This is a genomic window from Sulfitobacter sediminis (assembly GCF_040811725.1).
GTDB lineage: Bacteria > Pseudomonadota > Alphaproteobacteria > Rhodobacterales > Rhodobacteraceae > Sulfitobacter > Sulfitobacter sediminis.
In genome coordinates, this window is sequence record NZ_JBFNXX010000015.1 from 75,923 (window position 1) to 102,585 (window position 26,663).

Sequence of the window (26,663 nt, forward strand, 5' to 3'; positions counted from 1 at the left end):
TTGCTGCCCAAATGCCGTGCATCCGCTGCGGCACGCGGGTATTGGCTTGCCCCGTCGCCCGCTGTAAGAGGAGCAAAAGCCGAAAGCCGAGGCAGATCGCATGAGCAATACAGACAGCTTTATCGAAGAGGTGAACGAAGAGGTCCGCCGCGACCGCCTTTATGCCCTGCTGCGCCGCTACGGCTGGATCGCGGTTCTGGCGATCATCCTGATCGTCGGCGGTGCCGCTTTTTCCGAGTACCGCAAGGCGCAGGCCCGGGCCGAGGCCGAGGCGCTGGGCGACGGGATGCTGGCAGCCCTTTCCGCCAATGACAGCGCCGCACGGGCCGAGGCGCTTGAGACGGTCGATGCACCGACGCCGATCTCCGCCGCCGTGCTGCGCATGATGAAGGCGGCCGAACAGGCCGACGCGGGCGACACCGCCGCCGCGGTCGATACGCTGAACGCGATCGCCGTCGATGGCGACGTACCGCAGATCTACCGCCAGCTTGCCCAGTTCAAGGCGATCACGCTTCAGGGCACCGATGCCCCCGTCGCCGACCGCCGCCAGGCGCTCGAGGCCATGGCCCAGCCCGGTGACCCGTTCCGCCTGCTGGCGACCGAACAGTTGGCCCTCATCGACATCGAACAGGGCGAGGCGCAGGCCGCGATCGACCGCTACCAGTCGATCCTCGCAGATGCCGAACTCACCCCGGACTTGCAACAGCGCGCCCTACAGGTGATTGTGGCGCTGGGTGGAGAGCCGGAGCTGTCAGGGATCGCCGATCAGGGCGGCAGCGGCCTCACGGCCCAAGGCAATTGACCCAAGCCCAACAGGGCGAGGTGAGCGACAAAAAGAAGTGAGCAGGGCGATGATCCATCCGGCGCATTTTGGGAAACGGGGCTGGGCTGCGGGCCTCTGTGCCACGGTGCTACTGCTGTCCGCCTGCAACGAACGGCAGGTCTACCTGCCTGGCCCCCGTGAAGACATCCGCTCCGTGCTGCAAACGCCGGAACTGGCCGCGCCGCTCGAGGGCGAGGTCGTGCCCGAGAACACCAGCCGGCCGATCTCGCTGCCCGGCGCCACCACCAACGCCAGCTGGACCCACGCGACCGGCACTCCGCAGTACCGCATCGCCCATCCCGCACTGCGCGCCACGCCGCAGCTCGTCTGGTCCGCCGACATCGGCGACGGCGACAGCCGCCGCTACCGCATCACCGCCGATCCGGTCGTTGCCGGGGGGCGCATTTTCACGCTCGATTCCGGTGCGCGCGTTACCGCCACGTCGCTGGCGGGTGAAACCCTCTGGACCCGCGATCTTACCCCGGTCAGCGACCGGCAGGGGCAGGGCAGCGGCGGCGGCCTCGCCGTTGAGGGCGAGACGCTCTATGTCTCCGTCGGCTATGGCGTGCTGGCGGCACTCGACACCGGGACAGGTGCCGTCCGCTGGACGCAGGAGCTTGACGCCTCCGGCACCGGCACGCCGACCGTCTTTGGCGATCTTGTCTATCTCACCGCTGGCGACGACACCGGGTGGGCCGTGGACCGCGCCAGTGGCCGTGTCGAATGGCAGACCGCCGGCACCGCCAGCATCAACAACGTGCAAGGTGCACCGGCCCCGGCATTGACTTCTCAATTCGCGATCTTCGCCTACGGGTCGGGCGAGGTTCAGGCCGTGTTCCGACGCGGCGGCGTGCCCCGCTGGACCGCGGCCGCCGTGGGCAAACGGCCGGGCCGCGCGCTTTCCTCGATCTCTGACGTGACCAGCCCGCCCGTGATTTCAGGCGATACGGTCTTTGCCGGAAACCAGTCCGGCCGCCTCTATGCCCTCGATCTGGGCAGCGGCCAGACGCGGTGGGTTGCGCGCGAGGGGGCGATCACCCCGGTCTGGCCCGCGGGTGGATCGCTTTTCGTGGTGAGCGACCTGAACGAGCTTCTCCGCCTCGACGCAAGCACTGGCAGCCGCATCTGGGGCGTGCCCCTGCCGAATTTCGTCAAGACACGTCCCCTGCGCCAGTCCGAGGTCTTTGCCCACCACGGCCCCGTGATCGCTGGTGGCCGCCTCTGGCTCACTTCCACCGACGGATTGTTGCGCGGATATGATCCCACCGACGGCACGCAGGTCTACAGCGCCGAGATCCCCGGCGGGGCGACAACCGCACCGGTGGTGGCGGGTGGCACGCTTTACGTCGTCTCGCGCAAGGGCCAATTGCTCGCTTTCCGTTGAGCGCGAAATGGGCTAAAGCCCGGGCCTGACCTGGCCCCCATCGGGCCGCAGGAGCGAAAATGTCCTTTACCCTCGCCATCGTGGGCCGCCCGAACGTGGGCAAATCCACGCTGTTCAATCGCCTTGTGGGCAAGCGCCTCGCGCTGGTCGATGACCAGCCGGGCGTGACGCGCGACCTGCGCGAGGGGGCGGCGAAGCTGGCGGACCTGCGCTTTACCGTAATCGACACCGCGGGGCTTGAGGAAGTCACCGACGACAGCCTGCAGGGCCGCATGCGCCGACTCACGGAACGCGCCGTGGACATGGCTGACGTCTGCCTCTTCATGATCGACGCCCGCGTCGGGGTGACACCCTCCGACCTCGTCTTCGCCGACATCCTGCGCAAACGTGCCGCCAACGTTATCCTCGCCGCCAACAAGGCCGAGGGCAAGGCGGGCGTGGCGGGCGTTCTGGAAGCCTATTCACTGGGCCTCGGCGATCCCATCAGCCTGTCAGCCGAGCACGGCGAAGGTCTGCACGACCTCTACACGGCGCTCCTGCCGATCGCCGAAAAGTTCGAAGAGCGGGCCGAGGAAGACGCCCCCGAAACCGATGTGGACCTGACCGAGGAAGAGGCCGAGGACGAAGACTTCGACGCCATCCCCATGCCCACGCGGACCAAACCGCTGCAAGTCGCCGTCGTGGGGCGCCCGAACGCCGGAAAATCAACCCTGATCAACCAGATCCTGGGCGAAGATCGCCTGCTGACCGGCCCGGAAGCCGGGATCACCCGCGACGCCATTTCCCTGCGCACCGACTGGAACGGCGTGCCGATGCGCATCTTCGACACCGCGGGCATGCGCAAGAAGGCCAAGGTACAGGAAAAGCTCGAGAAACTCAGCGTCGCCGACGGCCTGCGCGCGGTGAAATTCGCCGAGGTCGTGATCGTCCTGCTCGACGCGGAAATCCCCTTCGAACAACAGGACCTGCGCATCGCCGATCTCGCCGAACGCGAGGGTCGCGCGGTGGTGGTCGCGGTGAACAAGTGGGACATTGAGGAGAACCGGCAGGAAAAGCTGAAGGAGCTGAAGGAAGCCTTCGAACGGCTTCTGCCGCAGCTTCGTGGCGCACCTTTGATCACGGTCAGCGCCAAGACAGGCCGCGGCCTCGACCGCCTGCACGACGCGGTCATGCGCGCCTACGAAGTCTGGAACCGCCGTGTGCCGACCGCCGCCCTCAACCGCTGGCTCACCGGCATGCTGGAACAGCACCCGCCCCCCGCGCCGCAGGGTAAGCGGATCAAGCTGCGCTACATGACACAGGCCAAGACGCGCCCCCCCGGTTTCGTGGTGATGTGCAGCCATCCCGACAAGGTGCCTGACAGCTATAGCCGTTATCTTGTCAATGGCTTACGGCTCGACTTTGACATGCCCGGCACGCCCATCCGCCTCTGGATGCGCGGCCAGAACGAGGCGAACCCCTACAAGGGCCGGAAAAAGGCGCAGCCTTCCAAGCTGCGCAAGCACACGGAAGGGCGGCGCAAGGACTGAGCGGGCCGCGAAGTGATTAAAGACTTCCGACCGAAGTCTTCGAAAACTTCGGCACCGCTCAGCTCCGAAACGCTTTCAACGTCGGCACCACCAACACCAGCGCCCCGCCGCCCGCCACATAAGCCAGGATCGGTGTTGTCTCGATGTTCTGGACGACCACGGCCACCAGTGCCCAGATCACCGCCACCCCGTAGGTCGGCGCGCGCCCCAATGCCCCCTGCACGAAGCCGCCGATCACGATGGCCAGCCCCACGAACGCCAGCGCCGCCGTCGTCTGGTCGAGATACCCGTATCCCGCCGCCAGCAACCCCAGCGACACGCAGGACGCCGCCGACAGCCACCCGGCATAAAGCCCCACCGGCCATGCGGCCCAGGTCGTGTCCTCCACCGGTGCCAGGAACAGCGCCGCCAATGCGGTCAGCAGCATCACCCAGATCAGCACACTGGCCCAGACCGGACTCATCACCGCCACCGCAAGCCATGTCGTACCTACGGCAAGCGACAGGCACAGCGGCTTGCGCATGTCATGCCACTGCCCGTCCTGCGTCGCCCGCAGCAGCCCCCAGCCCAGCCCGATGATCAGCCAGCCATAGATGATGCCCCATATCGCAAAGGCGTATCCGGCAGGCTGCACGGGCGGGTCGTCTTGCGGGACGGGGAACTGGTTGGGGTCGAAACCGGCGAAGCCTTCGACGAAGAAGGGAGAGGCCGCGAAGGCGATGCTCAGCAGGAAGGCGAGGGCGGCGACGAGGGTGCGGTTGGAAGGCATAGGGCCTCCTGTTTCTGCTCACTTGATGGTGAGGCTAGCACGTTTGCGTGGCCTTTCAATCGGTGTCGTGGGGGCGAGGGGTCGGACAAAGTTGTCCGACCTACGGGGGTGCCAGGGGGTAGGTCGGACATGATTGTCCGACTTAGTGTGCCACATCCGCGCCCGTCACGGGTCGGCGTCGAAAAGGCCGAAAAACGGGCGGCACCTTCCGTACACCCCCTGTACACCCCCCGTACGCCGGCGGGGCGGTTTTGTCGGACAATTTTGTCCGACCTACGCCAGGGTGCCGTCGGCTGTGAGGGTCGTCTTGCCACCCAGATAGGGGGCCAGCGCATCGGGCAATTTCACCGACCCGTCCGCCTGCTGGCCGTTCTCGAGCACCGCGATCAGGCAGCGCCCGACTGCTAGCCCCGAGCCGTTCAGCGTATGCACGAACTGCGGCTTGCCGCCGTCCTTGGGTTTGAACCGCGCATTCATCCGCCGGGCCTGGAAATCGCCCGTGGTCGAGACCGAGGAAATCTCGCGGTAGGTGTTCTGTCCCGGCACCCAGGCCTCGATGTCATAGGTCCGCCGCGCACCGAAGCCCATGTCGCCGGTGCAGAGCACGACCGTCCGATAGGGGATGCCCAGCCGTTCGAGGATGTCCTCGGCGCAGCGCAGCATCCGCTTCTGCTCGGCGTCGCTCTCGTCCGGATGGGTGATCGAGACCATCTCGACCTTCTCGAACTGGTGCTGGCGCAGCATGCCTGCCGTGTCCCGGCCCGCCGAGCCTGCCTCGGAGCGGAAGCAGAGGGTGTGCGCGGTGTAGCGGCGGGGCAGGTAATCCTCGTCTACGATGTGTCCGCCGACGATATAGGTCAGCGACACCTCGGAGGTCGGCACCAGCCACATCCCCTCGCGGGTCTGGTAGCTGTCGCCGCCGAATTTCGGCAGCTTGTCGGTGCCGTACATGGCGTCGTCGTTGACCAGCACGGGCGGGTTCACTTCCGTCAGGCCGTTGTGATCGACGTGGGTGTCGACCATGAACTGCGCCAGCGCCCGGTGGATGCGCGCAACGGCACCGGAGAGCAAGACGAAACGGCTGCCCGACATCTTGGCGGCGGTCTCGAAATCCATGCCCGGTTTCACGCCCTCGATCTCGAAATGCTCCTTGGGCGTGAAGTCGAAGGCGGGCGGCTCGCCCCAGCGGTTCACCTCGACGTTGTCGTTCTCATCCGCTCCGTCCGGCACGTCGTCGGCGGGGCTGTTGGGGATGCGGGCGAGCATGTCCGTGAGCTGCGCGTCGAGCGCATTGGCCTCGGCGCGCATCGCGGCGACCTCGTCCTTTTTCTCGGCCACCAGCGCGCGCAGGCGTTCGAATTCCGCCTCGTCGCCCTTGGCCTTGGCGGCACCGACTTCCTTGCTGGCCTTGTTCTGCTCGGCCTGTGCGGCCTCGGTTGCCGCGATCTTGGCGCGCCGCGCCTCGTCGAGGGCGAGGATCTCGGAGGACATCGGCGCCTCGCCCCGGCGCTTGAGCGCCGCATCGAGGGCTGCGGGGTTGTCGCGGATGGCGCGGATGTCATGCATGGGTCCGGTCCTTGTCGGAGTGAATCGTTTGCGCGGGGTTATGCCGGATTGTGGGAGGGAGGGCTACTGGGGATCATTGAGGTCAAAGCTTTAATCGTATGGCCATCCTTGGAGGTCTAGCGCTTTTCTCGCTTTTCGCAGGAATCTACCGTTCGCAAGGTCTTCGTTGCTGAATGGACTCCAGTACTTAAACTCATTCAAGTCGTCATTTACTTCGTCTTCTAAACTGGCCTCATTCAGCTTATTGAAGATCACTTCTCTTTTTTCGTCTGAGTATCCGGCAAATTGCGTGCCTCTATTTCCTACGGTCAGGTGCTCTCGGAAAGCTCGTTGCAAGAATACGCCAGATAGGTTTGTGCCAAACAGGCAAGCCCCGGTAATCTTCGCTCGATTTATCGAATTGTAGTCGAAGGTCGGCGAAACAGTCGCATCATCGAGCCTTGATCCGGTGAGATCAGCATTCCAAAAGGTTGCGTATCTCAGATTGCAACTAAAGAGCAGGCTGCCGCGCAAATCCGCTTCTTCGAATATGGCACCTTCTAGCTTGGAGCTCTGCAAATTCGCGGCAAAGAAGTTTCCCTTGCTAAAGTCAGCGCCCGATAAGTCGCAGCCTTTCAGATCAAGTCGCTTTTCCTGCGACGCTTCAAGCTGCCGTCCCTCCTCTGATCGTCTGCCTAACACCGTAGTTGCCGCTTGGATATCTATGCGAGGTACCACACGCCTCTCAGGTATATGGCTCGGCAAGAGTTCTTTGCAGGGTGAGTTTTCTCTCACGTAAGAACAAAGGATTTCAACGATCTCGAGGTGGTCTCGCAGGCTGTCTTTAGCAATTCTCTCCAGCGCGTAAATCGCACCGAGCCTCACTTCGAGTACCGGCTCGGAAACGGAGAAGTTCTTCCATTCGGTTCGCTGCAACTCTTCAACTTCAGCTGGAAGGTCGACGGGCTGATCTCTGAACTCAAATTCCCTGTAAAGTTTTCCAGCCGTTACATAGCTCAGGTCCCGGCCCATGCGATAGGATTGTTTCTCTGCCCCCAGACCTTCAACGGCTTTATTCAGCCGATCGGTGATCAAACCCTGCTCTGACAGGTAGACGTCCTGTCGGGTCAAGCCAATGCGTATTAAGGTCAAGGGGAATGCTACAACCGCCCCGAGAACAGCGGTTAACGCAGCCATTTTCGCGAGCGTAAACCGCCAATCTGTCACTGCAATTGTCGTCGAAGGAGAAGCGAACCTAAGTGTATCGACAATAAGCAAAGCTAAACCGAAGAAAAGCAGCAGAAACAGGAACATCCAGAAGATCATTCCAATGAAGAAGATTCCGCCGTTTGCTGTTTCCAAGCCCAAGCGCTTCTGCAAGCGCTCCATGGGCGAACCACGCTCGTCGTGCTGTAGCAGCAACAGGGCACCGACCAAGAAGCTCGCCAGCGCTATTCCCGCCACCCCCAGCCAGAACAGCGGTATCTCCACGCTCACTGTCTGCATCTGCCCTCCCGCGCTCAACCTATCCGAGACTACCGCCCCGCGTCACCCTGTCCAGCCAAAATCCCCTTTCCACCTTGCGCCCATGCCCCCCCGCGCATAGGTTCTGCCAAACTTCGAAAGAGGGCCGTGACGTGCCCTGCGAGACTACCGAAAAAGGACGCACACCATGGGCGGTATTGAACAGTTTATTCCCCTCATCCTGATCTTTGCGATCATGTATTTCCTGCTGATCCGTCCGCAGCAGAAGAAGGTCAAGGAACATCAGGCCATGGTCGCAGCACTGCGGCGCGGGGATCAGGTGGTCACGCAGGGCGGGGTGATCGGCAAGGTCGTCAAGGTCAAGGACGACGGCGAGATCGAGGTCGAGATCGCCGATGGCGTCAAGGTCCGCGTGATCCAGTCGACGATCGCTACGGTCGTCTCCAAGACGGAACCGGCGAAGTAAACCCTCCGATCAGGGCCGCAGAGAGGGCCAGACATGCTTCAGATTGATCTGTGGAAACGGATAATGATCGTGCTGACCTGCGTGGCGGGTCTGTGGCTGGCGCTGCCCAACGCGTTCTATGCGCCGGTCGAGCAGCACAACGATGCGGTCAAGGCGATCGAGTTGTCCGGGTCCACGCCCGAGCTGGAAGAGCAGCGGGCGCTTTGGCCGGAGTGGATGCCGTCGGGGCTGGTGAACCTGGGGCTCGATCTGCGGGGCGGGGCGCATCTGCTGGCCGAGGTGCGGGTCGAGGATGTCTATGCCACCCGGATGGAGGCGCAATGGCCAGAGGTGCGGGATGCGCTGCGGAGCCTGACGCCCGTACGGCGACAGGAGTCTGCGCCGGACGAACTGCGGGTGCGGCTGAACGATCCCGAGGTGATGCCGCAGGCGCTGGAGATCGTACGCGGCCTTGCGCGGCCCGTGCCGACGCTCACCGGGGCGGGGGCCACGGACATCGACGTGCGCGGCGACGCGGGCGTTCTGATCGTCACCCTGTCAGAGGCCGAGCGGCAAGCGACGGACGAGCGCACGATGCAGCAATCGCTGGAGATCATCCGCCGGCGGATCGACGAGGTCGGCACGCGGGAACCCACGATCCAGCGCCAGGGCGCGGACCGCATCCTGATCCAGGTGCCGGGCATCGGATCGGCGGCGGAGCTGAAGGAGATCATCGGCACCACGGCGCAGCTGACCTTCAACCCGGTGGTAAGCCGGGGGACAGACCAGAACGCCAATCCCGGCATCGGCAACAAGCTCGTGCCGTCGATCGACGAGCCCGGGACATTCTACACGCTGGAAGCCGCCCCCGTGGTGACCGGAGAAGAGCTGGTCGATGCGCAGCCCTCCTTTGACCAGAACGGCCGCCCGGCGGTCAACTTCCGCTTCAACACCTCGGGCGCGCGCAAGTTCGGAGACTACACCGCCGAGAACATCGGGGCGCCCTTTGCCATCGTGCTCGATGACGAGGTCATCAGCGCGCCCACGATCCAGAGCCATATTCCGGGCGGATCCGGCATCATCACCGGCAACTTCACGGTGGAGGAATCGACCAACCTCGCGATCCTGCTGCGCGCGGGCGCGCTGCCCGCGGGGCTGGATTTCCTCGAGGAACGGACCATCGGGCCGGAACTGGGTCAGGACAGCATCGATGCGGGCAAGGTGGCGACCATCGTGGCCTTTGCCGCCGTCCTTTTCTACATGTTCATCAGCTACGGGCTTTTCGGGGTCTTCGCCAACATCGCCCTGATCATTAACGTCGCGATGATCTTTGGCCTTTTGAGCCTCGTGGGGGCGACGCTTACCCTGCCGGGCATCGCGGGTATCGTGCTGACCGTCGGTATGGCGGTCGATGCCAACGTACTGATCTTCGAGCGTATCCGGGAGGAACTGAAAACCGCCAAGGGCCCGTCACGGGCGATCTCGCTTGGTTACGAAAAGGCGCTGTCGGCGATCATCGACGCGAACCTCACGACGCTCATCACCGCTGTGATCCTCTTCATGATGGGGTCCGGGCCGGTGCGCGGCTTTGCGATCACCCTCGGGTTCGGCATCGTCACCTCGGTCTTTACGGCGATCTACGTCACCCGGCTGATGATCGCCATCTGGTTCGAACGGGCGCGGCCCAAGACGATAGAGGTATAGCCCCATGCGTTTGCGTCTGTTCAAGGAAGCGCCCAACTTCGACTTCTTCAACCGCTGGAAGCTCTGGCTGGGGATTTCCGGGCTGATGATGATCGTGGCCTTCGGTTCGTTCATGATCCAGGGGCTCAACTTCGGCATCGATTTCCGCGGCGGTACGACGATCCGCACCGAAAGCCCGCGTCCGGTGGACGTGGCCGCCTTTCGGGCGCAGATGGATGTGCTGAACCTTGGCGATATCTCGATCACGGAGGTCTTCGACCCATCCTTTGGCGAGAATCAGAACGTCGCGATGATCCGCATCCAGGCGCAGGACGACCAGGAGGCCGTGTCGGCCGAGACCATCGCGGCGGTGGAGGCGGTGCTGCGCGAGATCCGGCCGGACATCAAGTTTACCTCGGTCGAATCCGTGGGACCGAAGGTGTCGGGCGAGTTAATACAGACGGCGGTGATCGCCGTGGTGGCCGCCATCGCGGCGGTGCTGGTCTATATCTGGCTGCGGTTCGAATGGCAGTTCGCCGTGGGCGCGATCCTGGCGCTGGTGCATGACGTGATCCTGACCATCGGTGTGTTTTCGGAGCTACAGATCCGTTTCGACCTGGCGATCATCGCGGCCCTTCTGACGATCGTGGGCTACTCGCTGAACGATACCGTGGTCATTTTCGACCGGGTGCGGGAGAACCTGCGAAAATACAAGAAACGCGACCTCAAGGAGGTGCTGAACCTGTCGATCAACGAGACGATGAGCCGGACCTTCATGACCTCGGTGACGACGCTGATCGCTTTGCTGGCACTTTTCGTGCTGGGCGGCGACGTGATCCGGGGTTTCGTCTTTGCGATGATCTGGGGGGTGATCGTGGGGACCTATTCCACGATCTTCGTGGCCACGGCGATCCTGCTTTACCTCGGGGTCAAACGGGACTGGTCCAAGCCCGACGCCAATGCGGGCAACCAATACGCCAATATCGACGCCTGAAGGGTGCCGGGCCGGTCCGCACGGCCCGGTCTGTTGCCCGGCCACGGGATCGGTTATCGTCACCCCGCCAGCGCCGAGAAGGGATGAGACATGCACCTGAACGAGATCGTCTTTAACGATTCCCAGCCTGTCGAGGGCTACGGTCCGGGGTTTTTCCGGATCGGTGGCGCGGTGATCGAAGGGCCGGTTATCACGGGGCCGACGGGCACGCAGAGGTGGTCCGGACTGGATCATGCTGATCCGCTGGTCGCGCTGGCCGGGCATATCGACGTGCTTTTCGTGGGCACCGGGGCGGATGTTGCCCATCTGCCCGATGCATTGCTCGACACGCTGCAGGCGGCAGGCATCGGCGTCGAGGCGATGGCATCGCCCGCCGCCTGCCGCACCTACAACGTCCTGCTGAGCGAGGGCCGCCGGGTCGCGCTGGCCCTGATCCCCGTCTGATCCGTCCGCGATGACGCTGAGTGCCACAAACCTGACGCTGGCCCGTGGCGGCGTGCCGGTGCTGACGGGGTTCAGTTTCACGCTGGCCCCCGGCGCGGCACTGATCCTGAGGGGCCCGAATGGCGCGGGAAAGACGACGCTCCTGCGCACGATCGCCGGGCTGCAACCGGCGCTGGAGGGCGAGATCACCGGGGCGGAGGACCGTATCGCCTATGCGGCGCATGCCGACGGGCTCAAGGCCATGCTGAGCGTGAGCGAGAACCTCACCTTCTGGGCGCGGGTCTTTGGCCATGACGACATCACGGCCGCCTTGGACGCCTACCGCCTGCATCCCCTGGCGGACCGGTTGGCGGGAACGCTGTCGGCGGGGCAGAAGCGGCGGCTGGGCCTGTCGCGGCTGCTGGTGACGGGCTGTCCGGTCTGGGTGCTGGACGAGCCGACCGTATCGCTCGATACCGAGGCCGTGGGGATGTTCGCCGCTGCCGTCCGGGCGCATCTGGGGCGGGGTGGATCGGCGCTGATCGCGACGCACATCGACCTCGGGCTAGAGGCCGAGGTGCTGGATATCACGCCCTTCCGCGCCAAGACCACCGCCCGCGTCGGCGCCAGCGACGAGGCGTTCCTGTGATCGCGCTCTTGCTGCGCGACCTGCGGCTTGCCTTTCGGGCGGGCGGGGGATTTGGCCTTGGGCTGGCGTTTTTCCTGATTGTCGTGACGCTGGTGCCCTTCAGCGTCGGGCCGTCGCCGGCGCTCTTGTCGTCCATCGCGCCGGGTGTGCTGTGGCTTGGGGCGTTGCTGGCGTGCCTCTTGTCGCTCGACCGGCTGCTGGCGCTCGATTACGAGGACGGGACGCTCGATCTGCTGGTGACGGCACCACTGCCGCTGGAGGCGGCGGTGACCGTCAAGGCGCTGGCGTATTGGCTGACCACGGGCCTGCCGCTGGTGCTGGCATCGCCGGTGCTGGGGGTGCTGCTGAACCTGCCGCCCCAGGGCTATGGCTGGCTTGTTGTCTCACTGGCGGTCGGCACGCCCGCGCTGTCGGTGATCGGCACCTTCGGGGCGGCGCTGACCGTCGGGATCAAGCGGGGCGGGCTGCTCTTGTCGCTACTGGTGCTGCCGCTTTACGTGCCGACGCTGATCTTCGGGGCCGAGGCCGCGCGGCGCGGGGCGGGCGGTATGGAGGTGGCGACGCCGCTCTTGATGCTCGGCGGGATCACCATGGCGACCATCGCGCTCATGCCCTTTGCCAGTGCGGCGGTGCTGCGGCGGGGGTTGCGGTAGGATGGTGACCGTCTTGCCTGAGGCCGTGGTGCCGATTGCGGCGCTTTGCCCATTGAGACCACCCCGAAGCCCGATTAAATAGCCCTCATGTCGATCTGGTCCTACGCCAACCCCGTCAAGTTCCTGGCGCTCAGCGCCAAAGTGCAGCCCGTGCTCTGGGTCGCCGCCGGGGGCTGCGTCGTGGTGGGGCTGCTCTGGGGGTTTTTCGGCACGCCCGACGATTTCCGTCAGGGCTCGACCGTCAAGATCATCTACCTGCATGTGCCGTCCGCGTTGATGGCGATCAACGCCTGGTTCATGATGCTGGTCACCTCGCTGATCTGGCTCATTCGCCGTCACCACGTGAGCGCGCTGGCGGCCAAAGCGGCGGCGCCCGTGGGCGTGGTGATGACGCTGATCGCCCTTGTCACCGGCGCGATCTGGGGCCAGCCGATGTGGGGCACCTGGTGGGCCTGGGACCCGAGGCTCACGTCCTTCCTGATCCTCTTCCTCTTCTATCTCGGCTATATCGCCCTGTGGGAGGCGATCGAGGACCCCGATACCGCCGCAGACCTCACGTCGATCCTCTGCCTTGTGGGCTCGGTATTTGCGGTGCTGTCGCGCTACGCCGTGCAATTCTGGAACCAGGGTTTGCATCAAGGGACGTCGATCCCCGTGGCAACGGGTGAACGCAGCGTTGCCGATGTCTTCTGGTATCCCCTGCTGATCAGCATGATCGGCTTTGGCCTGCTGTTCCTTGCGCTGGTGCTGTACCGCACTGGCACCGAAATTCGCCTGCGCCGCGCGCAGGCACTTCGCGTCCGGATGGAGCGGGAGTTTTAGATGCCGGATCTAGGGAAATACGCGGTCGAGGTGCTCTCGGCCTACGCGGCCTCGCTGGTGTTGCTGGCCGCTCTGATCCTGCTAACCCTGCGCCGGGGCCGTGCGGCCCGTGCGGCGCTGAAGCAAGTCGAGGCGGAGGCGAAGAAGGATGGCTAAGGTCTCGCCGCTCATGGTGGCACCCCCACTGATCTTTCTGGCGTTCGTGCTGCTGGCCGCCGTGGGGATGTTCCGCGAGGACCCCGAGGGGCTGCCCTCGACACTGGTGGGCCAGCCCGCGCCGGGCTTGCCCGAAGGCACGCTCGACGGCTTTCCGCCCGCCTCGCCCAAGATGCTGGCCAGCGGCGAGGTGACGCTGGTGAACTTCTGGGCCAGCTGGTGCCCGCCCTGCCGGGCGGAGCACCCCAAGCTCTTGGAGATGGCCGCCGAGGGGGTGCCGATCATCGGCATCAACTTCAAGGACAAGGCCGAGAACGCGCGGAAGTACCTGATCGACGACGACAATCCCTTCAAGGGCGTGGCGTTTGACCCGCAGGGGCGGACGGCGATTGACTGGGGTGTCACCGCGCCGCCCGAGACATTCATTCTTGACGGTGACGGAACCGTACTTTTCCGCTTTGCGGGGCCGCTTGTGGGCAGTGATTACGAACAGCGGTTCCTGCCCGCGTTCCGCAAGGCGATGGAGACGCAAGACTAATCAGGGCTTACAGCCGATAGCCACCCGAAACGGTAATCGTCTCTCCCGAAATAAAACCCGCGGCGTCCGATGCCAGAAACCGCACCACCTTAGCGATGTCCACCGGCACGCCGGAACGTCCCAGGGCCGTCATCTCCACGAAGGCTTTGACCAGTTCAGGCGGGCGCGGGCTCTCCACGCGCTCGATGGCCCCCGGCGCAATCCCGTTCACGCGGATGCCCCTCGGTCCAAGTGTCTTGGCCATCCCGCGCGTCCAGGTGTCGAGCGCGGCCTTGCTGGCCGAATAGGAGACAGCGCCCATTGCGGGCAGCACTGCGTTGACCGAAGAGATGTTGATCACGCTCGCGCCGCGCTGAAGGTGCGGCAAGGCCGCGTCCAGCAGGGCACGGGGGGCGGCTACGTTGACCGCGAAGTTCTGGCCCGCGTCCTGATCGTCGGTCAGTAGAGCGCCCGCGTTGTTGACAATTACGTCGATTCGGCCGAAGCGGCGGATGACCTGTACCACGATCTGATCGGCCGCATCAGGTGCGGTCAGGTCGATCTCGATGGCCAGGGCCTCGGGCAGCTTGGCGATAAGCGCATCGGGAGGCGTGCTGCGCCATGTCAGCGCGACGTCGTGGTCCGTGGCAAGCTCTTCCACGATGGCGCGTCCGATGCCACGGGTGCCTCCGGTGACCAGTGCCACATGCCGCATAAGCTTTCCCCTCGCTGAACCACTGCAAACCTAGTTTGCGAGGTCTGGTGCGGAAGGTCCACCGGATGCTTTCGTGTTTGGAGATTAATCGCCACCCATGGCCAGCAGTTCGTTGGTTGCCTGCTGCCGCGTGCCGTGCCGCAGGTTGTCGACCATGCCGGGGATCAGGAATGCATCGACGAGCAGCCAGATGCCGACCGCGATTAGCAGGAAAAGTCCGACTGCGACAGCCAGCGTGAGCCAGCCCAAAACAAAAAGGACAAGCATCGCGATGCCAGATCCGCTGCGGCCAAGATAGAACCGATGCGCCCCCAGACCACCCAGAAAGAACCACAAAAGATAGGCGACGACGGCTGACTTGCTTTCGTTCGTCACCCGTTGCTCCACAAGCATTTGTTGTTGGGTAGACAGGGCCATGACGTTTCCTTTGTTTTCTTTCGCCGGGATAACCCTTCAAAATATTGGTTAACAAAGGCTTAAGGGTTCCGATTACTTTTTTAGAAAAACAAGATGCCCTCGCTGCGCAGCGCAGCGAGGGCATCGGATTGTTTCAAGTCGGAGGCCTTACTCCGCCGCGATGGCGTCGCCCTTGGCCAGATCGCGCAGCACGTAGTGGAGCACGCCGCCGTGTTCGATGTATTCGATCTCGATCGCCGTATCGATGCGGCACTTGATCATGATCTCCTTCACCGACCCGTCGCCCATGGTGATCGTGCAGGGCACTTCCTGCAGCGGCTTGATCGTGTCGAGGCCGGAGATGGAGACGGTCTCGTCGCCCTTCAGGCCCAGTGACTTGCGGGTGTCGCCGCCTGTGAACTCGAAGGGAATGACACCCATGCCGACAAGGTTTGAGCGGTGGATACGCTCGAAGCTTTCCGCGATCACGGCCTTGACGCCCAGCAGCGCCGTACCCTTGGCGGCCCAGTCACGCGACGACCCCGCGCCGTACTGCTCGCCGCCGAAGATCACCAGCGGCGTGCCCTGTTCCTGATAGGCCATGGCAGCGTCGAAGATCGAGGTCTGCTTGCCGTCCGGCCCGAGGGTATAGCCGCCCTCGACGCCATCCAGCATCTCGTTCTTGATGCGGATGTTGGCGAAGGTGCCGCGCATCATCACCTCGTGGTTGCCGCGACGCGAGCCGTAGGAGTTGAACTCGCGCACCGGCACCTGACGTTCTACAAGGTACTGTCCGGCGGGGGTCGTGTCCTTGAAGGAACCGGCAGGGCTGATGTGGTCGGTTGTGATCATGTCGCCCAGCACCGCAAGGACGCGCGCGCCCTCGATGTTGGTGATCACACCCGGCTCTGGCGACATGCCCTGGAAGTAGGGCGGGTTCTGGACGTAGGTCGACTGGGGCGGCCAGTCGTAGGTCTTGGCCTCGGTCGTCTCGACGCCCTGCCATTTCTCGTCGCCCTTGAAGACGTCGGCGTATTTGGTCTGGAACGCCTCGCGCGTCACGGTCTTTTCGACCAGCTCGGCGATCTCGGCCTGGGAGGGCCAGATGTCCTTGAGGTAGACGTCGTTGCCGTCCTTGTCCTGGCCCAGCGGGCTGTTCGCCAGATCGACGTTCATGTCACCCACCAGCGCATAGGCCACCACCAGCGGCGGGGAGGCGAGGTAGTTGGCGCGGACGTCGGGGCTGATCCGGCCTTCGAAGTTGCGGTTGCCGGACAGGACAGAGGTGGCGATCAGGTCATAATCGTTGATAGCCTTGCTGATCGGGGCCTCCAGCGGGCCGGAGTTGCCGATGCAGGTGGTGCAGCCGTAGCCCACGAGGTTGAAGCCGATGGCGTCGAGGTCGTCCTGAAGTCCAGCGGCCTCGAGATAGGCCGAAACCACCTGCGAGCCGGGGGCGAGGGAGGTCTTGACCCAGGGCTTGCGGGTGAGGCCCTTTTCACGCGCCTTGCGCGCCACGAGGCCCGCGCCGATCATCACATAGGGGTTCGACGTGTTGGTGCAGGAGGTGATCGAGGCGATCACGATGGAGCCGTCGTGCAGTTGGTAGTGGCCGTCGTCCGTCTTGACGTAACCGCGCTGGTGGTGGCCCTCGTCACCGGGGATCTCCTGCGGCTCGGGCTGGCCGCCTTCTCCTTCCCAGCGGATTTCCTCTTTCATCGAGGCATCCTTGCCCTCGCGCACGCCTCTAACGTAGTCGCTGAACGCCTTCGCCGCCTTGTCGAGCGCGATGTAGTCCTGCGGGCGCTTGGGGCCGGAGATGGCGGGCACGATGGTGCCCATGTCGAGGCTGAGGGTATCGGTGTACACCGGCGCGTAATCCGCGTCGCGCCACATGCCGTTTTCCTTGGCGTAGGCTTCGACCAGCGCGATACGCGCCTCATCGCGGCCGGTGGTGTGCAGGTAGCGCAGGGTTTCGTTGTCGATCGGGAAGAAGCCGCAGGTGGCACCGTATTCCGGGGCCATGTTGGCGATAGTGGCACGGTCCGCGAGTGGCAGCTTGTCGAGGCCCGAGCCGTAGAATTCCACGAACTTGCCCACCACGCCCTTCTCGCGCAGCATCTCCACCACTTTCAGCACGAGGTCGGTGCCGGTGGTACCTTCCATCATCTCGCCCGTCAGCTCGAAACCGACGACTTCTGGGATCAGCATCGAGATCGGCTGGCCCAGCATCGCGGCCTCGGCCTCGATCCCGCCGACGCCCCAGCCGAGGACGGCCATGCCGTTGACCATGGTGGTATGGCTGTCGGTGCCGACCAGCGTGTCGGGGTAGGCGACGTCTTGGCCGTTCTGGTCCTTGTCGGTCCAGACGGTCTGGGCGAGGTATTCCAGGTTCACCTGGTGGCAGATGCCGGTGCCGGGGGGCACCACCCGGAAGTTGTTGAACGCCTTCTGACCCCACTTGAGGAAGGTATAGCGCTCCATGTTGCGCTCGTATTCGCGGTCCACGTTCATCTGGAAGGCGCGGGGGTTGCCGAATTCGTCGATCATCACGGAGTGGTCGATGACAAGATCGACGGGGTTCAGCGGGTTGATCTTTTCCGCGTCACCGCCCAGGGCGACGATCCCGTCGCGCATCGCGGCAAGGTCCACGACCGCCGGCACGCCGGTGAAGTCCTGCATCAGCACGCGGGCGGGGCGATAGGCGATCTCGCGTGGGTTCTTGCCCCCCTTCTGCGCCCATTCGGCGAAGGCCTTGATGTCGTCCACGGTGACGGTCTTGCCATCCTCGAAGCGCAGCATGTTCTCAAGCACCACCTTGAGTGCGGCGGGCAGCTTGGAGAAATCGCCAAGCCCGGCCTCTTGCGCGGCGGGGATCGAGTAGTAGGCGACGGAAGTGCCGCCTGCGGAAAGTGTCTTGCGTGTCTTGGCTGTGTCCTGACCGACTTGGATCGTCATGGGAGGCTCCCTTTCAAGGTCTGTTGGATCGCTGATCTTGGCGCTTCAATGCCACCGTCGCAGGCGCGGATCAACCACCATTCGTGGGTTTTCACGCTTTTTGTATACCATGGTGTACAGAAATTGAAGGGGAACACGCCAGATGACATCGCTTTCAACAAACCTTGATTGGTCAAGCGTGACTTGGAAGGATAGACGGGGGACCACCACAAAGGCGATCAGTCGGAATCATATGAAGCATATTACCATTGCGCTTATTGCCGCCGTGATCGGCCTTGCCGCGCCGCTCAGGGCGCAGGACACGCCTGTCGTGGTCGAGCTTTTCACCTCGCAGGGCTGTTCGAGCTGCCCGCCTGCGGACGCGATGCTGCATGAACTTGCCGCGCGTGACGATGTGATCGCGCTGGCGCTGCACGTGGATTACTGGGACTACATCGGCTGGGCCGATCCATTTGGCAATCCCCGCCATGCCGACCGCCAGCGCGCCTACGCGGCGCGGGGCAACCGCAATTCCGTCTATACGCCCGAGATGATTGTGGGCGGTGTGACGGATATTGTCGGTGCAAAGCCCATGAAGCTGTCTAAAGCCATCACCGACCATGCCCGGCAATCTGCGGGTGCCAGCCTGAGCCTTGCCCGCGAGGGTGACAGCCTGCGGATCGAGGCTATGCCTTTGGGGCAGATCGAGGCACCCGTGACGGTGCATATGCTGCGCTATACGCCGCTGGCCTCGACCAAGATCAAGCGGGGCGAGAACGCGGGCAAGACGCTGGATTATGCCAATATCGTCGAAGGCTGGACGGTTCTGGGCGAATGGGACGGGACCGGACCGCTGGAGATGACGGCGGAGGTGACGGGCGACAAGCCAGTCGTCGTGATCCTGCAGCATGACCGGGTCGGGCCTATCGTCGCGGCTGCGCGGCTGCGCTGAGAGACTTCCTCTAACTTTTTACGCTTGAGGTCCGGGCGTTACGGTTCGTCCGCCCGCCAGCGGCGGTGCACCCAGAACCATTGTTCGGGCATCTCGCGCACCCGCGCCGCAAGGCTGTCGTTGAGGGCCTGCGTCATGGTTGTGGCGTCCGTATGGGGCACCGGGGCCTCGAGCACGCATTCAAAATTGAGCCCGTCCGCCTGCCGGATGCCGTAGAAGGGGATCAAAAGCGCGTCGTAGCGCAGCGCCAGTTCCGCCGCTGAAAGCGCCGTGCGCGCGGGTTCGCCCAGAAAATCGAGGATCGGCGCATACTGCACGTGCTGATCGAAAAGCAGCACCAGTTGGCCGCCGCCCTTGAGGTGCCGCACGAAACCCGCCGTGCCGCGCCTGCCTTGGGGAAAGACCGGGCCGCCGAAGGCTTCCATGGTCTTGACGTAATGGGCGTTGAAATAGGGGTTCTTCATTTCACGGTATAGGCCGCCGATGTCGTACCCGCGTGCCACCAGTGCGGCGCGGGTGGCCTCGTAATTGCCGAAATGACCGGTCACGAGGATCACCGGACGCCCTTCGGCCACCGCCTCTTCGAGCGCCTGCGCGCCAGGACCGTGGGGGGTGACCTTGGCCATGCGGCGCGGGAAGGCGCGGGCGGAGTAATTCTCGATAAAGGTGCGGCCGACGTTGTTGAGACAGCGCGTGGCGATCTCGGCCCGCCGGGCTTCGGGCAGATCGGGCCAGATCATTTCGAGGTTGCGCAAGGCGCGGCGCTTGTAGCCTGCGACAGGGCCGATGATCCGCTCCACGATCCAGCCGACGAAACGCACGCGCAGCGCATAGGGCAGGGCAAGCGCGAGCCGGATGATCCCCACGATGAGGGCGTTGGTCAGGAAATCCCCCAGCTTGCGCGCGGGCTGCGCGTGCGGATCGTCGAGGGCGGATTGTTCTGACATCTGGACCAATGACTTGAGAAATGTCCGCCAGACATAGCCGCTGGGCCGCGCAGCAACAAGACGTGCGCCTCAGCTCTCCAGATCGTCCTCGTCCACCACCAGCAACAGGTCGCCCGATTGCTCCATCTCGCGGATGGTCGCCACGACCTCGGACATGGCGTCCTCGACATCGGCGGTTTTGACCCTGCCCGCTGCTTCCATTTCCTCGCGCAGCTGGTCGGCCATGCGGCCTGACATGTTTTCCAGAATAAAGTCGCGCGAGGCGGCAAAGCCCGCCGCCTCGGCCCCGGCCAGCGCGATGACCAGCCGGTTCTGGTCCACCTCACGCAGGATGCGGGGAATATCGCGCGGGGCAATGCGTGCTGGGATGTTGCCGAAGGTGAAGATCGCCTTGCGCACCGCGTCGGCAAAGCCCTGGTCGGTCTCATCGAGCCCGGTCAGCACGTCGTCGCGGGTCAGCGCGCTCGAGGAATTCAGGATCGCACCCACCCGCTCCACGGGGCCTGCGTCGAAGGCGCGCTTGGGCTGGGCGACGAGTTGCGTGGCCAGGGACAGTCCGATGCGGTCCACCGCCTCGGGCGTGACGGCGGTGGTGAGCGAGACGGCATAGGTGATCTTCCGCGCGCGCGGCCCCGGCAGCCGCCCCAGAAGATCGGCGGCCAGCCCGACAGGCAGCTTCGACAGCATCACAGCGGCGACCTCGATGCTCTCACTCTCCAGCACCGGCAGCAGGGCCTCGGGCCCCAGTTCGCAAATCCGCTTCCAGGGATCGCCGAACTGCCGCACGCCCGCCTCCTTGCGCAGGCGCGCTGCCGTCTGGTGGCTGATTTTGCCGTCGAGCACGTCGAGCGCGCCCGCGATCCCGGGCGGAAAGGACAGGCCCACCCCCTCAAGCGCGCTGGCGAATTCCTCGACCACCGCGCTCAGCGTGTCGCGGTCAACAAGGCGCATCTGGCCCATCTGCTGGGTCAGCACGACCTGCAACTCCTCGGGCAATTCCTCAAGCGGGATATCAGCGCCTTCGTTCAGCAAGAGCCGCACGATGATCGCCGCCTTGGCCCGGCGGCTCAGCCCCGCAGAAGAAGCGCCGCCCCCCGGCAACCCGGGAAGCGGCGCGAAACCCTGCATCGGCACCATGTCGTTCATCTTTGCCAAGCCCCCGTGACGCCAAGGTGTTATGCCGGGCAAAGATGAAGAAAGGTTGAAATCAGTAGCTGTAGGTGCGTCCCGTCGCGATGGCATTGCGCAGCGAGGTTTCGGCCCAGGTGCCGCTGCCGCCCTGAGCACGGATTTCGTGCAGCTGGGCAAGGGCAAGCTGGATTTTCCCCTGCTCGACAAAGCCTTGGCCCATGTAGGAGCGTGCCAGCACGTTGGCCGGGTTCACTGCGAGCGCGCGTTCGTAATAGGTCATGGCCAGATCCATCTGGCCCATCTTGCGGCTGGTGAAGCCGAGGTAGGTCAGTGTCCGGTCATCGTCCTGCGGCATCTGCGCGAGCACCGTCTGCGCGTCGTCATAGCGGCCTGCGTGGGCCAGTTCGCGCAGGTTCTCGTAGAGGCTGTCGATATCGAGATTGCTGTCCTGTGCGTTCACGCAGGTCTTGGTCTTTTTGTCATAGATCTTGCCTTCCTCGCACTTGGGCTTGGGCGGGGCGGTCTCGTTGCCGCCGCCCGCCGCAAGCGCGGCTGTTGCGGCAAAGGGCAGGGCAAGCGCTGAGGCCAGTATGAGTTTTTTCATCGGTCATCTCCTGATGGATGCTTTGAGAAATAGCTTACTTGAAAAATACGCCAAGCCGGAATGCAACTTTTACACGTAGGCGTGAACGGCGTTGCGCGGGCGGACATCCGCCTGAAATGAAAAAGCACAGACCATCGCAGGTCTGCGCCAATGGTATTCGTCTGTGCTTGGCCGTCTCAGGTGTTGACGGGCAGACAGCTGTTGGAGGCGCTGTCGTATACGGTGCCTGCGGCGCAGGACATCGCCTGCTTTTGCTTGCCGTAGCTGCAGCCTTCCGCATAGGCCAGCGCGGGCGCGGCGGTCAGGGCCAGGGCAATCGCTAGGGTCTTGATCTTCATGGTCCGTCTCCTTTCGGTTGATGGATCGAAGGTACACCGATTGCGCAGGATTTCAAACATTCCGGGTGACGCTGCGACAGATTGTGTCGCGGCGGGGGCGGATTTTGTCTGTTTCTTCAGCACTGGCACCTGCCAGCCGGTGTGGGCAGGCTATTCTCCGAACACCCGTTTGAAGATCGTGTCGACATGCTTGGTGTGATAGCCGAGGTCGAATTTTTCCTCGATCTCCTCACGGCTGAGGGCGGCGGTCACATCCGGGTCGGCCAGCAGCTCCTCCTTGAAATCGCTGCGGTGTTCCCAGACCTTGAGCGCGTTGCGCTGCACGTAGGTATAGGCGTCCTCTCGGCTGACACCGGCCTGCGTGAGCGCCAGCAACACCCGCTGGCTCATCACGAGGCCGGGGAACTTGTTCATGTTCTCCAGCATGTTTTCGGGGAAGATCAGCATCTTGTCGACGACAGAGGTCAGCCGGGCGAGCGCGAAGTCGAGCGTAATTGTGGCGTCAGGCCCGATCATCCGCTCGACCGAGGAATGCGAGATGTCCCGCTCGTGCCAAAGGGCGACGTTCTCCATCGCCGGGATCACGGCGGAGCGGACCATGCGCGCAAGACCGGTGAGGTTTTCGGTCAGCACCGGGTTCTTCTTGTGCGGCATGGCAGAGGAGCCCTTCTGGCCCATGGAGAAGAACTCCGCCCCTTCCAGCACCTCGGTGCGCTGCATGTGGCGGATCTCGATGGCGACGTTCTCGATGGACGAGGCGACGACGCCGAGGGTGGCGAAGAAGGCCGCGTGGCGGTCGCGGGGGATGACCTGGGTGCTGATCGGCTCAGGGTTCAGGCCCAGCTTGGCGCAGACGTGTTCCTCGACGCGTGGGTCGATGTTGGCGAAGGTGCCGACGGCGCCGGAGATGGCCCCCGTGGCGATCTCGTCGCGGGCGGTCTTGAGGCGGGCGAGGTTGCGGTCCATCTCGGCGTAGAAGCGGGCGAAGGTGAGGCCCATGGTGGTAGGCTCGGCGTGGATGCCGTGGGAGCGGCCGATGCGCAGGGTCATCTTGTGCTCCATCGCGCGGCGCTTCAGTGCGGCGAGCAGGGCTTCGACGTCGGCGATCAGAATGTCGGCGGCGCGGGTGAGCTGGACGTTGAAACAGGTGTCAAGCACGTCCGATGAGGTCATGCCCTGATGCACGAAACGCGCCTCTTCGGAACCGACGTGTTCGGCGAGATGGGTGAGGAAGGCGATCACGTCGTGCTTGGTCACCGCCTCGATCTCGTCGATGCGGGCGACGTCGAATTCCACGTCCTTGGCCTTCCAGACGGCGTCCGCATTCTCGCGCGGGATCACGCCCAGATCGGCCATGGCGTCGCAGGCATGCGCCTCGATCTCGTACCATATGCGGAACTTGGTCTCGGGCGACCAGAGGACGACCATGTCGGGGCGGGAGTAGCGGGGGATCATGCGGCTCTACCTTGTCCTTGCGGTTGGGTGCTGGGGCGGGGGATAGACCGGGGCGGGGGCGAGGGCAAGGTGGTGCTGTTTTGGGTTGGCCTTGGCGAGGGCAGGCGGGTGTTGCTGGGGGCGCTGCCCCCGTCAGCAAAGCTGACTCCCCCGGGACGTTATAGGGCCAGAAAGAGGGGCGGGGTCAGGGCACCAGTTCCGTGCGGACCTCCGAGACCCTTTCGAGGGTGCGGTGCACGGGGCATTTGTCGGCGATCTCCATCAGGCGTTGGCGCTGGTCGGGGGTGAGGTCGCCGGTCAGGTGGATGCGGCGGTGCCAGACGTCCACCTTGTCGCCGCTGCCGGTTTCGGCATCTTGGGCGTGCACCTTGTCGTGGCTGACGTCGACGCTGACGTGGTCGAGCGGCCAGCCCTTGCGGCGGACGTACATGCGGATTGTCATCGAAGTGCAGGCGCCGAGGCCCGCCGAGAGAAAGCCGTAGGGGGACATGCCCCGGTTGGTGCCGCCATAGGCCTTGGGTTCGTCCGCCAGCGCGTGGTGATAAGGGCCTGCGTTGATGTCCTGCAGGAAGCCGTTCGTGTCGGCTTCGGAGACGCGCACGATGCCTTCGGGTGCGCCGGGGGGCGGGGCGGGGGGCTTGAGGTCGAGATAGCGACTGGCCCAGGTGGCGATGACCTCGGCGGCGTATTCGGCGTCGCGCGCACGGGTGATCAGGTGGTCGGCGTCGTCGAGGGTGACGAAGCTTTTGGGGTGTTTGGCGGCGAGGAAGATTTCACTGGCGTTGTCGATGCTGACCGTGGCGTCCTGGGGGGCGTGCATGATCAGAAGCGCGGCCTTGAGGTTCGCGATGGCGGGGGTCAGGGCGCCTTTGGCGATGTCTTCGATGAAGTCCCTGCCGATCTGGAAGGGGCGGCCGCCGAGGGAGACTTCGGCCACGCCTTTCGAGATGATCTCGGGCAGGGCGTCGGCGAAGTGGTGCGCAACGTGGCCGGGGTCGAAGGGCGCGCCGAGGGTGGCGACGGCCTTGATCTGCGGCATTTCGCTGGCCGCCTTGAGAACGGCGGCACCGCCCAGGGAGTGGCCGATGAGCAGGCTGGGGGGCAGACCCTCGGCGTCGAGGTGCTTGCAGGCGGCGATGAGGTCCTCGACGTTGGAGGTGAAGGAAGTGTTGGCGAATTCGCCCTCGGAATGCCCCAGCCCGGTGAAGTCGAAGCGCATGACCGCGATGCCCATGCCCGCGAGGCGTGCGGCGATGCGGCGGGCGGCGGGGATATCCTTGCCGCAGGTGAAGCAATGGGCAAAGAGCGCCGTGGCCAGGTGCGGGCCCTCGGGCAGGTCAAGGCGTGCCGCGAGCGTGTCGCCCGCGTGGCCGGTGAAGGTGATGCGTTTGGTGGGCATGGGGTCTCCGATGCTGCTGGTGTCAGGGTGGGGGCGCGGGCGCGGTTGTGCAAGCTTTGCGTCCGGGCGGTCACGCAGGCGTGACGTCGCGCGGTCGGGCTTGAGGGCGATTGCCTGTGCCGGGGGGCGGGTGTAGCAAGGCGCGACCCTTGCCATGAAACGAGCCCCGATGTGACCAAGCCAGACCAGACGCGCAACGCCCCGGCCACCATTGCCGCGCAGGCCGCGGGTGCGACGGACCGCGAGACCGCGGGCGTGACCCCCGCCATTCACATGGCGACGACCTTTGTGCGGGGCGAGGATTACGCGCCGGTCAATCCCGAGAACGTCTATCTGCGCTCGCATAATGAGAATGTGCGGGTGGCCGAGCGTCTGCTGTCGCGGCTGGAGGGGGCGGCGGAAAGCCTGCTGTTCCCCTCGGGTATGGCGGCGGTCGCGGCGGTGTTCCGCACCCTGCCGAACGGGGCGAGCGTCGTGGTGCAGAGCCAGATGTACTGGGGGACCACCGCCTGGATCAGGGACTTCTGCGCGCGTCGGGGGATCGCGCTGCATGAGATTGAGTGCTCGGACCTTGGCGCCTTGGAGGCGGCTTGCGAGGCCCATCGGCCCGCGCTGGTCTGGATCGAGACGCCGTCGAACCCCTGGCTGCGGATCACCGATATCGCGGGCGCTGCGGCGGCGGCCCACGGGGTGGGGGCGCTGCTGGCGGTCGACAGCACGGCGGCCTCGCCGGTGCTGAGCCAGCCGTTGCGCCATGGCGCGGATATCGTGATGCATTCGGCGACAAAGGGGATCAACGGGCATTCGGATGTGCTGGCGGGGGCGCTTTGTGTCGCGAATGCGGGCAGCGAGGTCTGGGGCATGATCCGCGCGGACCGCGACATGGCGGGCGCGGTGCTTGGGCCGATGGAGGCCTGGCTGCTGACGCGGGGGATGCGGACGCTGCCGCTGCGGATGGAGCGGATGTCGCAGAACGCGCAGGCTTTGGCGGAGTATTTGTCGGACCACCCGGCGGTGGAGCGTGTGATGTATCCGGGGCTGCCGGATCATCCCGGACATGCGCTGGCCGCAAAGCAGATGTCGGGGGGCTTTGGCGGCTTGCTGTCCTTTGTCGTGAAGGGCGGGGCCGAGGCGGCACTGAGGGCGGCGGGGCGGTTGCGGCTTTTCCACCGGGCGACGTCGCTTGGCGGGGTGGAGAGCCTTGTCGAGCATCGGCACACGATCGAGCCGCATACGGGCATCCCGGAGGGGCTTTTGCGGCTGTCGGTGGGGATCGAGGACGTGGGCGATCTGCGGGACGACCTTGCGCAGGCGCTGGGGCAGTAGGCCCTTGCAATAAACCTATGCGGGAAGGTGCGGGCGGGCTATCCTGAACCGGGCGGCGATCATCGCCGCACGAGAGGGAGACACCGATGAAGAGATTTGCCACGATCCTCAGCGCCGCCATCCTGCTGGGCAGCACCGCCATGGCCGACGGCCACCGCAGCGCCGCACCCGAAGGCGCGCAGGCCTATATCATCTCGCCCGCTGACGGGGCCACCGTGAGCAATCCGGTAACGATCGTCTTCGGGCTGACCGGCATGGGCGTCGCCCCCGCCGGGACCGAGGTGGAGAACACCGGACACCATCATTTGCTGATCAACACCGACCCCGCGACGCTCGAAATGGACACGAGCCTGCCCGCGACGGACCAGATCGTGCATTTCGGCGGCGGGCAGACGCAGGTGACGCGGGAACTGCCTGCAGGCACGCATACGCTGCGGCTGCTCTTGGGCGATCTGAACCACGTGCCGCATGACCCGCCGGTGATGAGCGAGGCGATTACGGTGACGGTGGGCTTTGATGATGTGACCGCCCCCCGACGGCATCTATGTGCCAAGGTGGGTCTGCGATGATCCACAAAGGAGGACGG

General features: G+C 64.6%; 27 protein-coding genes. 15 read left to right on the plus strand and 12 right to left on the minus strand.

Annotated elements, in window-relative coordinates:
* Nucleotides 1–100: 100 nt before the first annotated feature.
* Genes AB2B41_RS17565 through der form a run of 3 tightly spaced genes read left to right on the plus strand, consistent with a single transcriptional unit; the run spans nucleotide 101 to nucleotide 3,736 of the window.
* A complete protein-coding gene (locus AB2B41_RS17565; protein ID WP_367879121.1) occupies nucleotides 101–802 on the plus strand; it encodes a hypothetical protein in 702 nt (233 codons plus the stop codon).
* 49 nt (nucleotides 803–851) lie between these two features.
* Complete coding sequence (locus AB2B41_RS17570; RefSeq protein WP_367879122.1) at nucleotides 852–2,207, plus strand: PQQ-like beta-propeller repeat protein; 1,356 nt, start codon at nucleotides 852–854, stop codon at nucleotides 2,205–2,207.
* Between the two features lie 59 nt (nucleotides 2,208–2,266).
* Nucleotides 2,267–3,736 (plus strand): ribosome biogenesis GTPase Der, encoded by a 1,470-nt coding sequence (gene der, locus AB2B41_RS17575; protein WP_367879123.1) that lies wholly within the window; start codon nucleotides 2,267–2,269, stop codon nucleotides 3,734–3,736.
* Between the two features lie 58 nt (nucleotides 3,737–3,794).
* Here the strand turns inward: der and AB2B41_RS17580 are convergent, their stop codons facing one another.
* From AB2B41_RS17580 to AB2B41_RS17590, 3 genes are all read right to left on the minus strand, one after another.
* Nucleotides 3,795–4,505, minus strand: coding sequence for a hypothetical protein (locus tag AB2B41_RS17580; protein ID WP_367879124.1), 711 nt, complete (start codon nucleotides 4,503–4,505; stop codon nucleotides 3,795–3,797).
* Nucleotides 4,506–4,778: 273 nt separating this feature from the next.
* A complete protein-coding gene (gene serS, locus AB2B41_RS17585; RefSeq protein ID WP_367879125.1) occupies nucleotides 4,779–6,071 on the minus strand; it encodes a serine--tRNA ligase in 1,293 nt (430 codons plus the stop codon).
* Between the two features lie 90 nt (nucleotides 6,072–6,161).
* Nucleotides 6,162–7,556 (minus strand): pentapeptide repeat-containing protein, encoded by a 1,395-nt coding sequence (locus tag AB2B41_RS17590; RefSeq protein ID WP_367879126.1) that lies wholly within the window; start codon nucleotides 7,554–7,556, stop codon nucleotides 6,162–6,164.
* Between the two features lie 166 nt (nucleotides 7,557–7,722).
* Between AB2B41_RS17590 and yajC the strand changes: the two genes are divergently transcribed.
* The 9 genes from yajC to AB2B41_RS17635 all read left to right on the plus strand — a co-directional run bounded on the left by yajC (nucleotide 7,723) and on the right by AB2B41_RS17635 (nucleotide 13,898).
* Nucleotides 7,723–8,001 carry a preprotein translocase subunit YajC gene (gene yajC / locus AB2B41_RS17595; protein WP_367879127.1) on the plus strand — a complete coding sequence of 93 codons (279 nt, stop codon included), beginning with the start codon at nucleotides 7,723–7,725 and terminating at the stop codon, nucleotides 7,999–8,001.
* A gap of 33 nt (nucleotides 8,002–8,034) precedes the next feature.
* On the plus strand, nucleotides 8,035–9,684 hold the full coding sequence (gene secD, locus AB2B41_RS17600; RefSeq protein ID WP_367879128.1) for a protein translocase subunit SecD: 1,650 nt from the start codon (nucleotides 8,035–8,037) through the stop codon (nucleotides 9,682–9,684).
* A gap of 4 nt (nucleotides 9,685–9,688) precedes the next feature.
* Complete coding sequence (secF, locus tag AB2B41_RS17605; protein ID WP_367879129.1) at nucleotides 9,689–10,657, plus strand: protein translocase subunit SecF; 969 nt, start codon at nucleotides 9,689–9,691, stop codon at nucleotides 10,655–10,657.
* 90 nt (nucleotides 10,658–10,747) lie between these two features.
* A complete protein-coding gene (locus AB2B41_RS17610; RefSeq protein WP_367879130.1) occupies nucleotides 10,748–11,101 on the plus strand; it encodes an Mth938-like domain-containing protein in 354 nt (117 codons plus the stop codon).
* Nucleotides 11,102–11,111: 10 nt separating this feature from the next.
* The gene (gene ccmA / locus AB2B41_RS17615) at nucleotides 11,112–11,729 is read left to right on the plus strand and encodes a heme ABC exporter ATP-binding protein CcmA (RefSeq protein WP_367879131.1); all 618 of its coding nucleotides are present in this window, start codon (nucleotides 11,112–11,114) and stop codon (nucleotides 11,727–11,729) included.
* On the plus strand, nucleotides 11,726–12,382 hold the full coding sequence (ccmB, locus tag AB2B41_RS17620) for a heme exporter protein CcmB (protein WP_367879132.1): 657 nt from the start codon (nucleotides 11,726–11,728) through the stop codon (nucleotides 12,380–12,382). Before ccmA ends, ccmB begins: the two co-directional genes overlap by 4 nt.
* Nucleotides 12,383–12,469: 87 nt before the next feature.
* Nucleotides 12,470–13,204: a heme ABC transporter permease gene (locus AB2B41_RS17625; RefSeq protein WP_367879133.1), complete on the plus strand. Its 735-nt coding sequence runs from the start codon at nucleotides 12,470–12,472 to the stop codon at nucleotides 13,202–13,204.
* Nucleotides 13,205–13,360, plus strand: a complete 156-nt coding sequence (gene ccmD / locus AB2B41_RS17630; protein ID WP_367879134.1) for a heme exporter protein CcmD — start codon at nucleotides 13,205–13,207, stop codon at nucleotides 13,358–13,360.
* The gene (locus AB2B41_RS17635) at nucleotides 13,353–13,898 is read left to right on the plus strand and encodes a DsbE family thiol:disulfide interchange protein (protein ID WP_367879135.1); all 546 of its coding nucleotides are present in this window, start codon (nucleotides 13,353–13,355) and stop codon (nucleotides 13,896–13,898) included. Before ccmD ends, AB2B41_RS17635 begins: the two co-directional genes overlap by 8 nt.
* 7 nt (nucleotides 13,899–13,905) lie before the next feature.
* Here the strand turns inward: AB2B41_RS17635 and AB2B41_RS17640 are convergent, their stop codons facing one another.
* From AB2B41_RS17640 to acnA, 3 genes are all read right to left on the minus strand, one after another.
* Complete coding sequence (locus AB2B41_RS17640) at nucleotides 13,906–14,592, minus strand: SDR family NAD(P)-dependent oxidoreductase (protein ID WP_367879136.1); 687 nt, start codon at nucleotides 14,590–14,592, stop codon at nucleotides 13,906–13,908.
* A gap of 84 nt (nucleotides 14,593–14,676) precedes the next feature.
* Complete coding sequence (locus AB2B41_RS17645; protein WP_367879137.1) at nucleotides 14,677–15,009, minus strand: TM2 domain-containing protein; 333 nt, start codon at nucleotides 15,007–15,009, stop codon at nucleotides 14,677–14,679.
* A gap of 147 nt (nucleotides 15,010–15,156) precedes the next feature.
* Nucleotides 15,157–17,946 (minus strand): aconitate hydratase AcnA, encoded by a 2,790-nt coding sequence (gene acnA, locus AB2B41_RS17650; RefSeq protein ID WP_367879138.1) that lies wholly within the window; start codon nucleotides 17,944–17,946, stop codon nucleotides 15,157–15,159.
* Between the two features lie 232 nt (nucleotides 17,947–18,178).
* Between acnA and AB2B41_RS17655 the strand changes: the two genes are divergently transcribed.
* Entirely contained in the window at nucleotides 18,179–18,877 is a 699-nt protein-coding gene (locus AB2B41_RS17655; RefSeq protein ID WP_367879139.1) for a DUF1223 domain-containing protein, read from the plus strand.
* 38 nt (nucleotides 18,878–18,915) lie between these two features.
* On the opposite strand, the gene AB2B41_RS17660 is transcribed toward AB2B41_RS17655, so the two are convergent.
* The 6 genes from AB2B41_RS17660 to AB2B41_RS17685 all read right to left on the minus strand — a co-directional run bounded on the left by AB2B41_RS17660 (nucleotide 18,916) and on the right by AB2B41_RS17685 (nucleotide 24,751).
* Nucleotides 18,916–19,824: a lysophospholipid acyltransferase family protein gene (locus tag AB2B41_RS17660; RefSeq protein WP_367879140.1), complete on the minus strand. Its 909-nt coding sequence runs from the start codon at nucleotides 19,822–19,824 to the stop codon at nucleotides 18,916–18,918.
* Between the two features lie 69 nt (nucleotides 19,825–19,893).
* Complete coding sequence (locus AB2B41_RS17665; RefSeq protein ID WP_367879150.1) at nucleotides 19,894–20,970, minus strand: flagellar motor switch protein FliG; 1,077 nt, start codon at nucleotides 20,968–20,970, stop codon at nucleotides 19,894–19,896.
* A 61-nt stretch (nucleotides 20,971–21,031) separates the two neighbouring features.
* Nucleotides 21,032–21,559 carry a hypothetical protein gene (locus AB2B41_RS17670; protein WP_367879141.1) on the minus strand — a complete coding sequence of 176 codons (528 nt, stop codon included), beginning with the start codon at nucleotides 21,557–21,559 and terminating at the stop codon, nucleotides 21,032–21,034.
* A gap of 176 nt (nucleotides 21,560–21,735) precedes the next feature.
* Entirely contained in the window at nucleotides 21,736–21,897 is a 162-nt protein-coding gene (locus AB2B41_RS17675) for an adenylosuccinate lyase (RefSeq protein ID WP_367879142.1), read from the minus strand.
* 150 nt (nucleotides 21,898–22,047) lie between these two features.
* Nucleotides 22,048–23,352, minus strand: a complete 1,305-nt coding sequence (gene purB / locus AB2B41_RS17680) for an adenylosuccinate lyase (protein WP_367879143.1) — start codon at nucleotides 23,350–23,352, stop codon at nucleotides 22,048–22,050.
* Nucleotides 23,353–23,536: 184 nt separating this feature from the next.
* Complete coding sequence (locus tag AB2B41_RS17685) at nucleotides 23,537–24,751, minus strand: bifunctional alpha/beta hydrolase/OsmC family protein (protein ID WP_367879144.1); 1,215 nt, start codon at nucleotides 24,749–24,751, stop codon at nucleotides 23,537–23,539.
* 171 nt (nucleotides 24,752–24,922) lie between these two features.
* Between AB2B41_RS17685 and AB2B41_RS17690 the strand changes: the two genes are divergently transcribed.
* Both AB2B41_RS17690 and AB2B41_RS17695 read left to right on the plus strand, forming a co-directional pair.
* Nucleotides 24,923–26,077, plus strand: coding sequence for a trans-sulfuration enzyme family protein (locus tag AB2B41_RS17690; protein WP_367879145.1), 1,155 nt, complete (start codon nucleotides 24,923–24,925; stop codon nucleotides 26,075–26,077).
* Nucleotides 26,078–26,163: 86 nt separating this feature from the next.
* On the plus strand, nucleotides 26,164–26,646 hold the full coding sequence (locus tag AB2B41_RS17695; protein ID WP_367879146.1) for a DUF4399 domain-containing protein: 483 nt from the start codon (nucleotides 26,164–26,166) through the stop codon (nucleotides 26,644–26,646).
* The last annotated feature ends 17 nt before the right edge of the window (nucleotides 26,647–26,663 follow it).

What these genes read in the sequence shown, in the direction of transcription:
- AB2B41_RS17565 (WP_367879121.1), top strand. Translation starts at nt 101, where the DNA reads ATGAGCAATACAGACAGCTTTATCGAAGAGGTGAACGAAGAGGTCCGC.
- AB2B41_RS17570 (WP_367879122.1), top strand. Translation starts at nt 852, where the DNA reads ATGATCCATCCGGCGCATTTTGGGAAACGGGGCTGGGCTGCGGGCCTC.
- der (WP_367879123.1), top strand. Translation starts at nt 2,267, where the DNA reads ATGTCCTTTACCCTCGCCATCGTGGGCCGCCCGAACGTGGGCAAATCC.
- AB2B41_RS17580 (WP_367879124.1), bottom strand. Translation starts at nt 4,505, where the DNA reads ATGCCTTCCAACCGCACCCTCGTCGCCGCCCTCGCCTTCCTGCTGAGC.
- serS (WP_367879125.1), bottom strand. Translation starts at nt 6,071, where the DNA reads ATGCATGACATCCGCGCCATCCGCGACAACCCCGCAGCCCTCGATGCG.
- AB2B41_RS17590 (WP_367879126.1), bottom strand. Translation starts at nt 7,556, where the DNA reads ATGCAGACAGTGAGCGTGGAGATACCGCTGTTCTGGCTGGGGGTGGCG.
- yajC (WP_367879127.1), top strand. Translation starts at nt 7,723, where the DNA reads ATGGGCGGTATTGAACAGTTTATTCCCCTCATCCTGATCTTTGCGATC.
- secD (WP_367879128.1), top strand. Translation starts at nt 8,035, where the DNA reads ATGCTTCAGATTGATCTGTGGAAACGGATAATGATCGTGCTGACCTGC.
- secF (WP_367879129.1), top strand. Translation starts at nt 9,689, where the DNA reads ATGCGTTTGCGTCTGTTCAAGGAAGCGCCCAACTTCGACTTCTTCAAC.
- AB2B41_RS17610 (WP_367879130.1), top strand. Translation starts at nt 10,748, where the DNA reads ATGCACCTGAACGAGATCGTCTTTAACGATTCCCAGCCTGTCGAGGGC.
- ccmA (WP_367879131.1), top strand. Translation starts at nt 11,112, where the DNA reads ATGACGCTGAGTGCCACAAACCTGACGCTGGCCCGTGGCGGCGTGCCG.
- AB2B41_RS17625 (WP_367879133.1), top strand. Translation starts at nt 12,470, where the DNA reads ATGTCGATCTGGTCCTACGCCAACCCCGTCAAGTTCCTGGCGCTCAGC.
- ccmD (WP_367879134.1), top strand. Translation starts at nt 13,205, where the DNA reads ATGCCGGATCTAGGGAAATACGCGGTCGAGGTGCTCTCGGCCTACGCG.
- AB2B41_RS17635 (WP_367879135.1), top strand. Translation starts at nt 13,353, where the DNA reads ATGGCTAAGGTCTCGCCGCTCATGGTGGCACCCCCACTGATCTTTCTG.
- AB2B41_RS17640 (WP_367879136.1), bottom strand. Translation starts at nt 14,592, where the DNA reads ATGCGGCATGTGGCACTGGTCACCGGAGGCACCCGTGGCATCGGACGC.
- AB2B41_RS17645 (WP_367879137.1), bottom strand. Translation starts at nt 15,009, where the DNA reads ATGGCCCTGTCTACCCAACAACAAATGCTTGTGGAGCAACGGGTGACG.
- acnA (WP_367879138.1), bottom strand. Translation starts at nt 17,946, where the DNA reads ATGACGATCCAAGTCGGTCAGGACACAGCCAAGACACGCAAGACACTT.
- AB2B41_RS17655 (WP_367879139.1), top strand. Translation starts at nt 18,179, where the DNA reads ATGAAGCATATTACCATTGCGCTTATTGCCGCCGTGATCGGCCTTGCC.
- AB2B41_RS17660 (WP_367879140.1), bottom strand. Translation starts at nt 19,824, where the DNA reads ATGTCAGAACAATCCGCCCTCGACGATCCGCACGCGCAGCCCGCGCGC.
- AB2B41_RS17665 (WP_367879150.1), bottom strand. Translation starts at nt 20,970, where the DNA reads ATGAACGACATGGTGCCGATGCAGGGTTTCGCGCCGCTTCCCGGGTTG.
- AB2B41_RS17670 (WP_367879141.1), bottom strand. Translation starts at nt 21,559, where the DNA reads ATGAAAAAACTCATACTGGCCTCAGCGCTTGCCCTGCCCTTTGCCGCA.
- AB2B41_RS17675 (WP_367879142.1), bottom strand. Translation starts at nt 21,897, where the DNA reads ATGAAGATCAAGACCCTAGCGATTGCCCTGGCCCTGACCGCCGCGCCC.
- purB (WP_367879143.1), bottom strand. Translation starts at nt 23,352, where the DNA reads ATGATCCCCCGCTACTCCCGCCCCGACATGGTCGTCCTCTGGTCGCCC.
- AB2B41_RS17685 (WP_367879144.1), bottom strand. Translation starts at nt 24,751, where the DNA reads ATGCCCACCAAACGCATCACCTTCACCGGCCACGCGGGCGACACGCTC.
- AB2B41_RS17695 (WP_367879146.1), top strand. Translation starts at nt 26,164, where the DNA reads ATGAAGAGATTTGCCACGATCCTCAGCGCCGCCATCCTGCTGGGCAGC.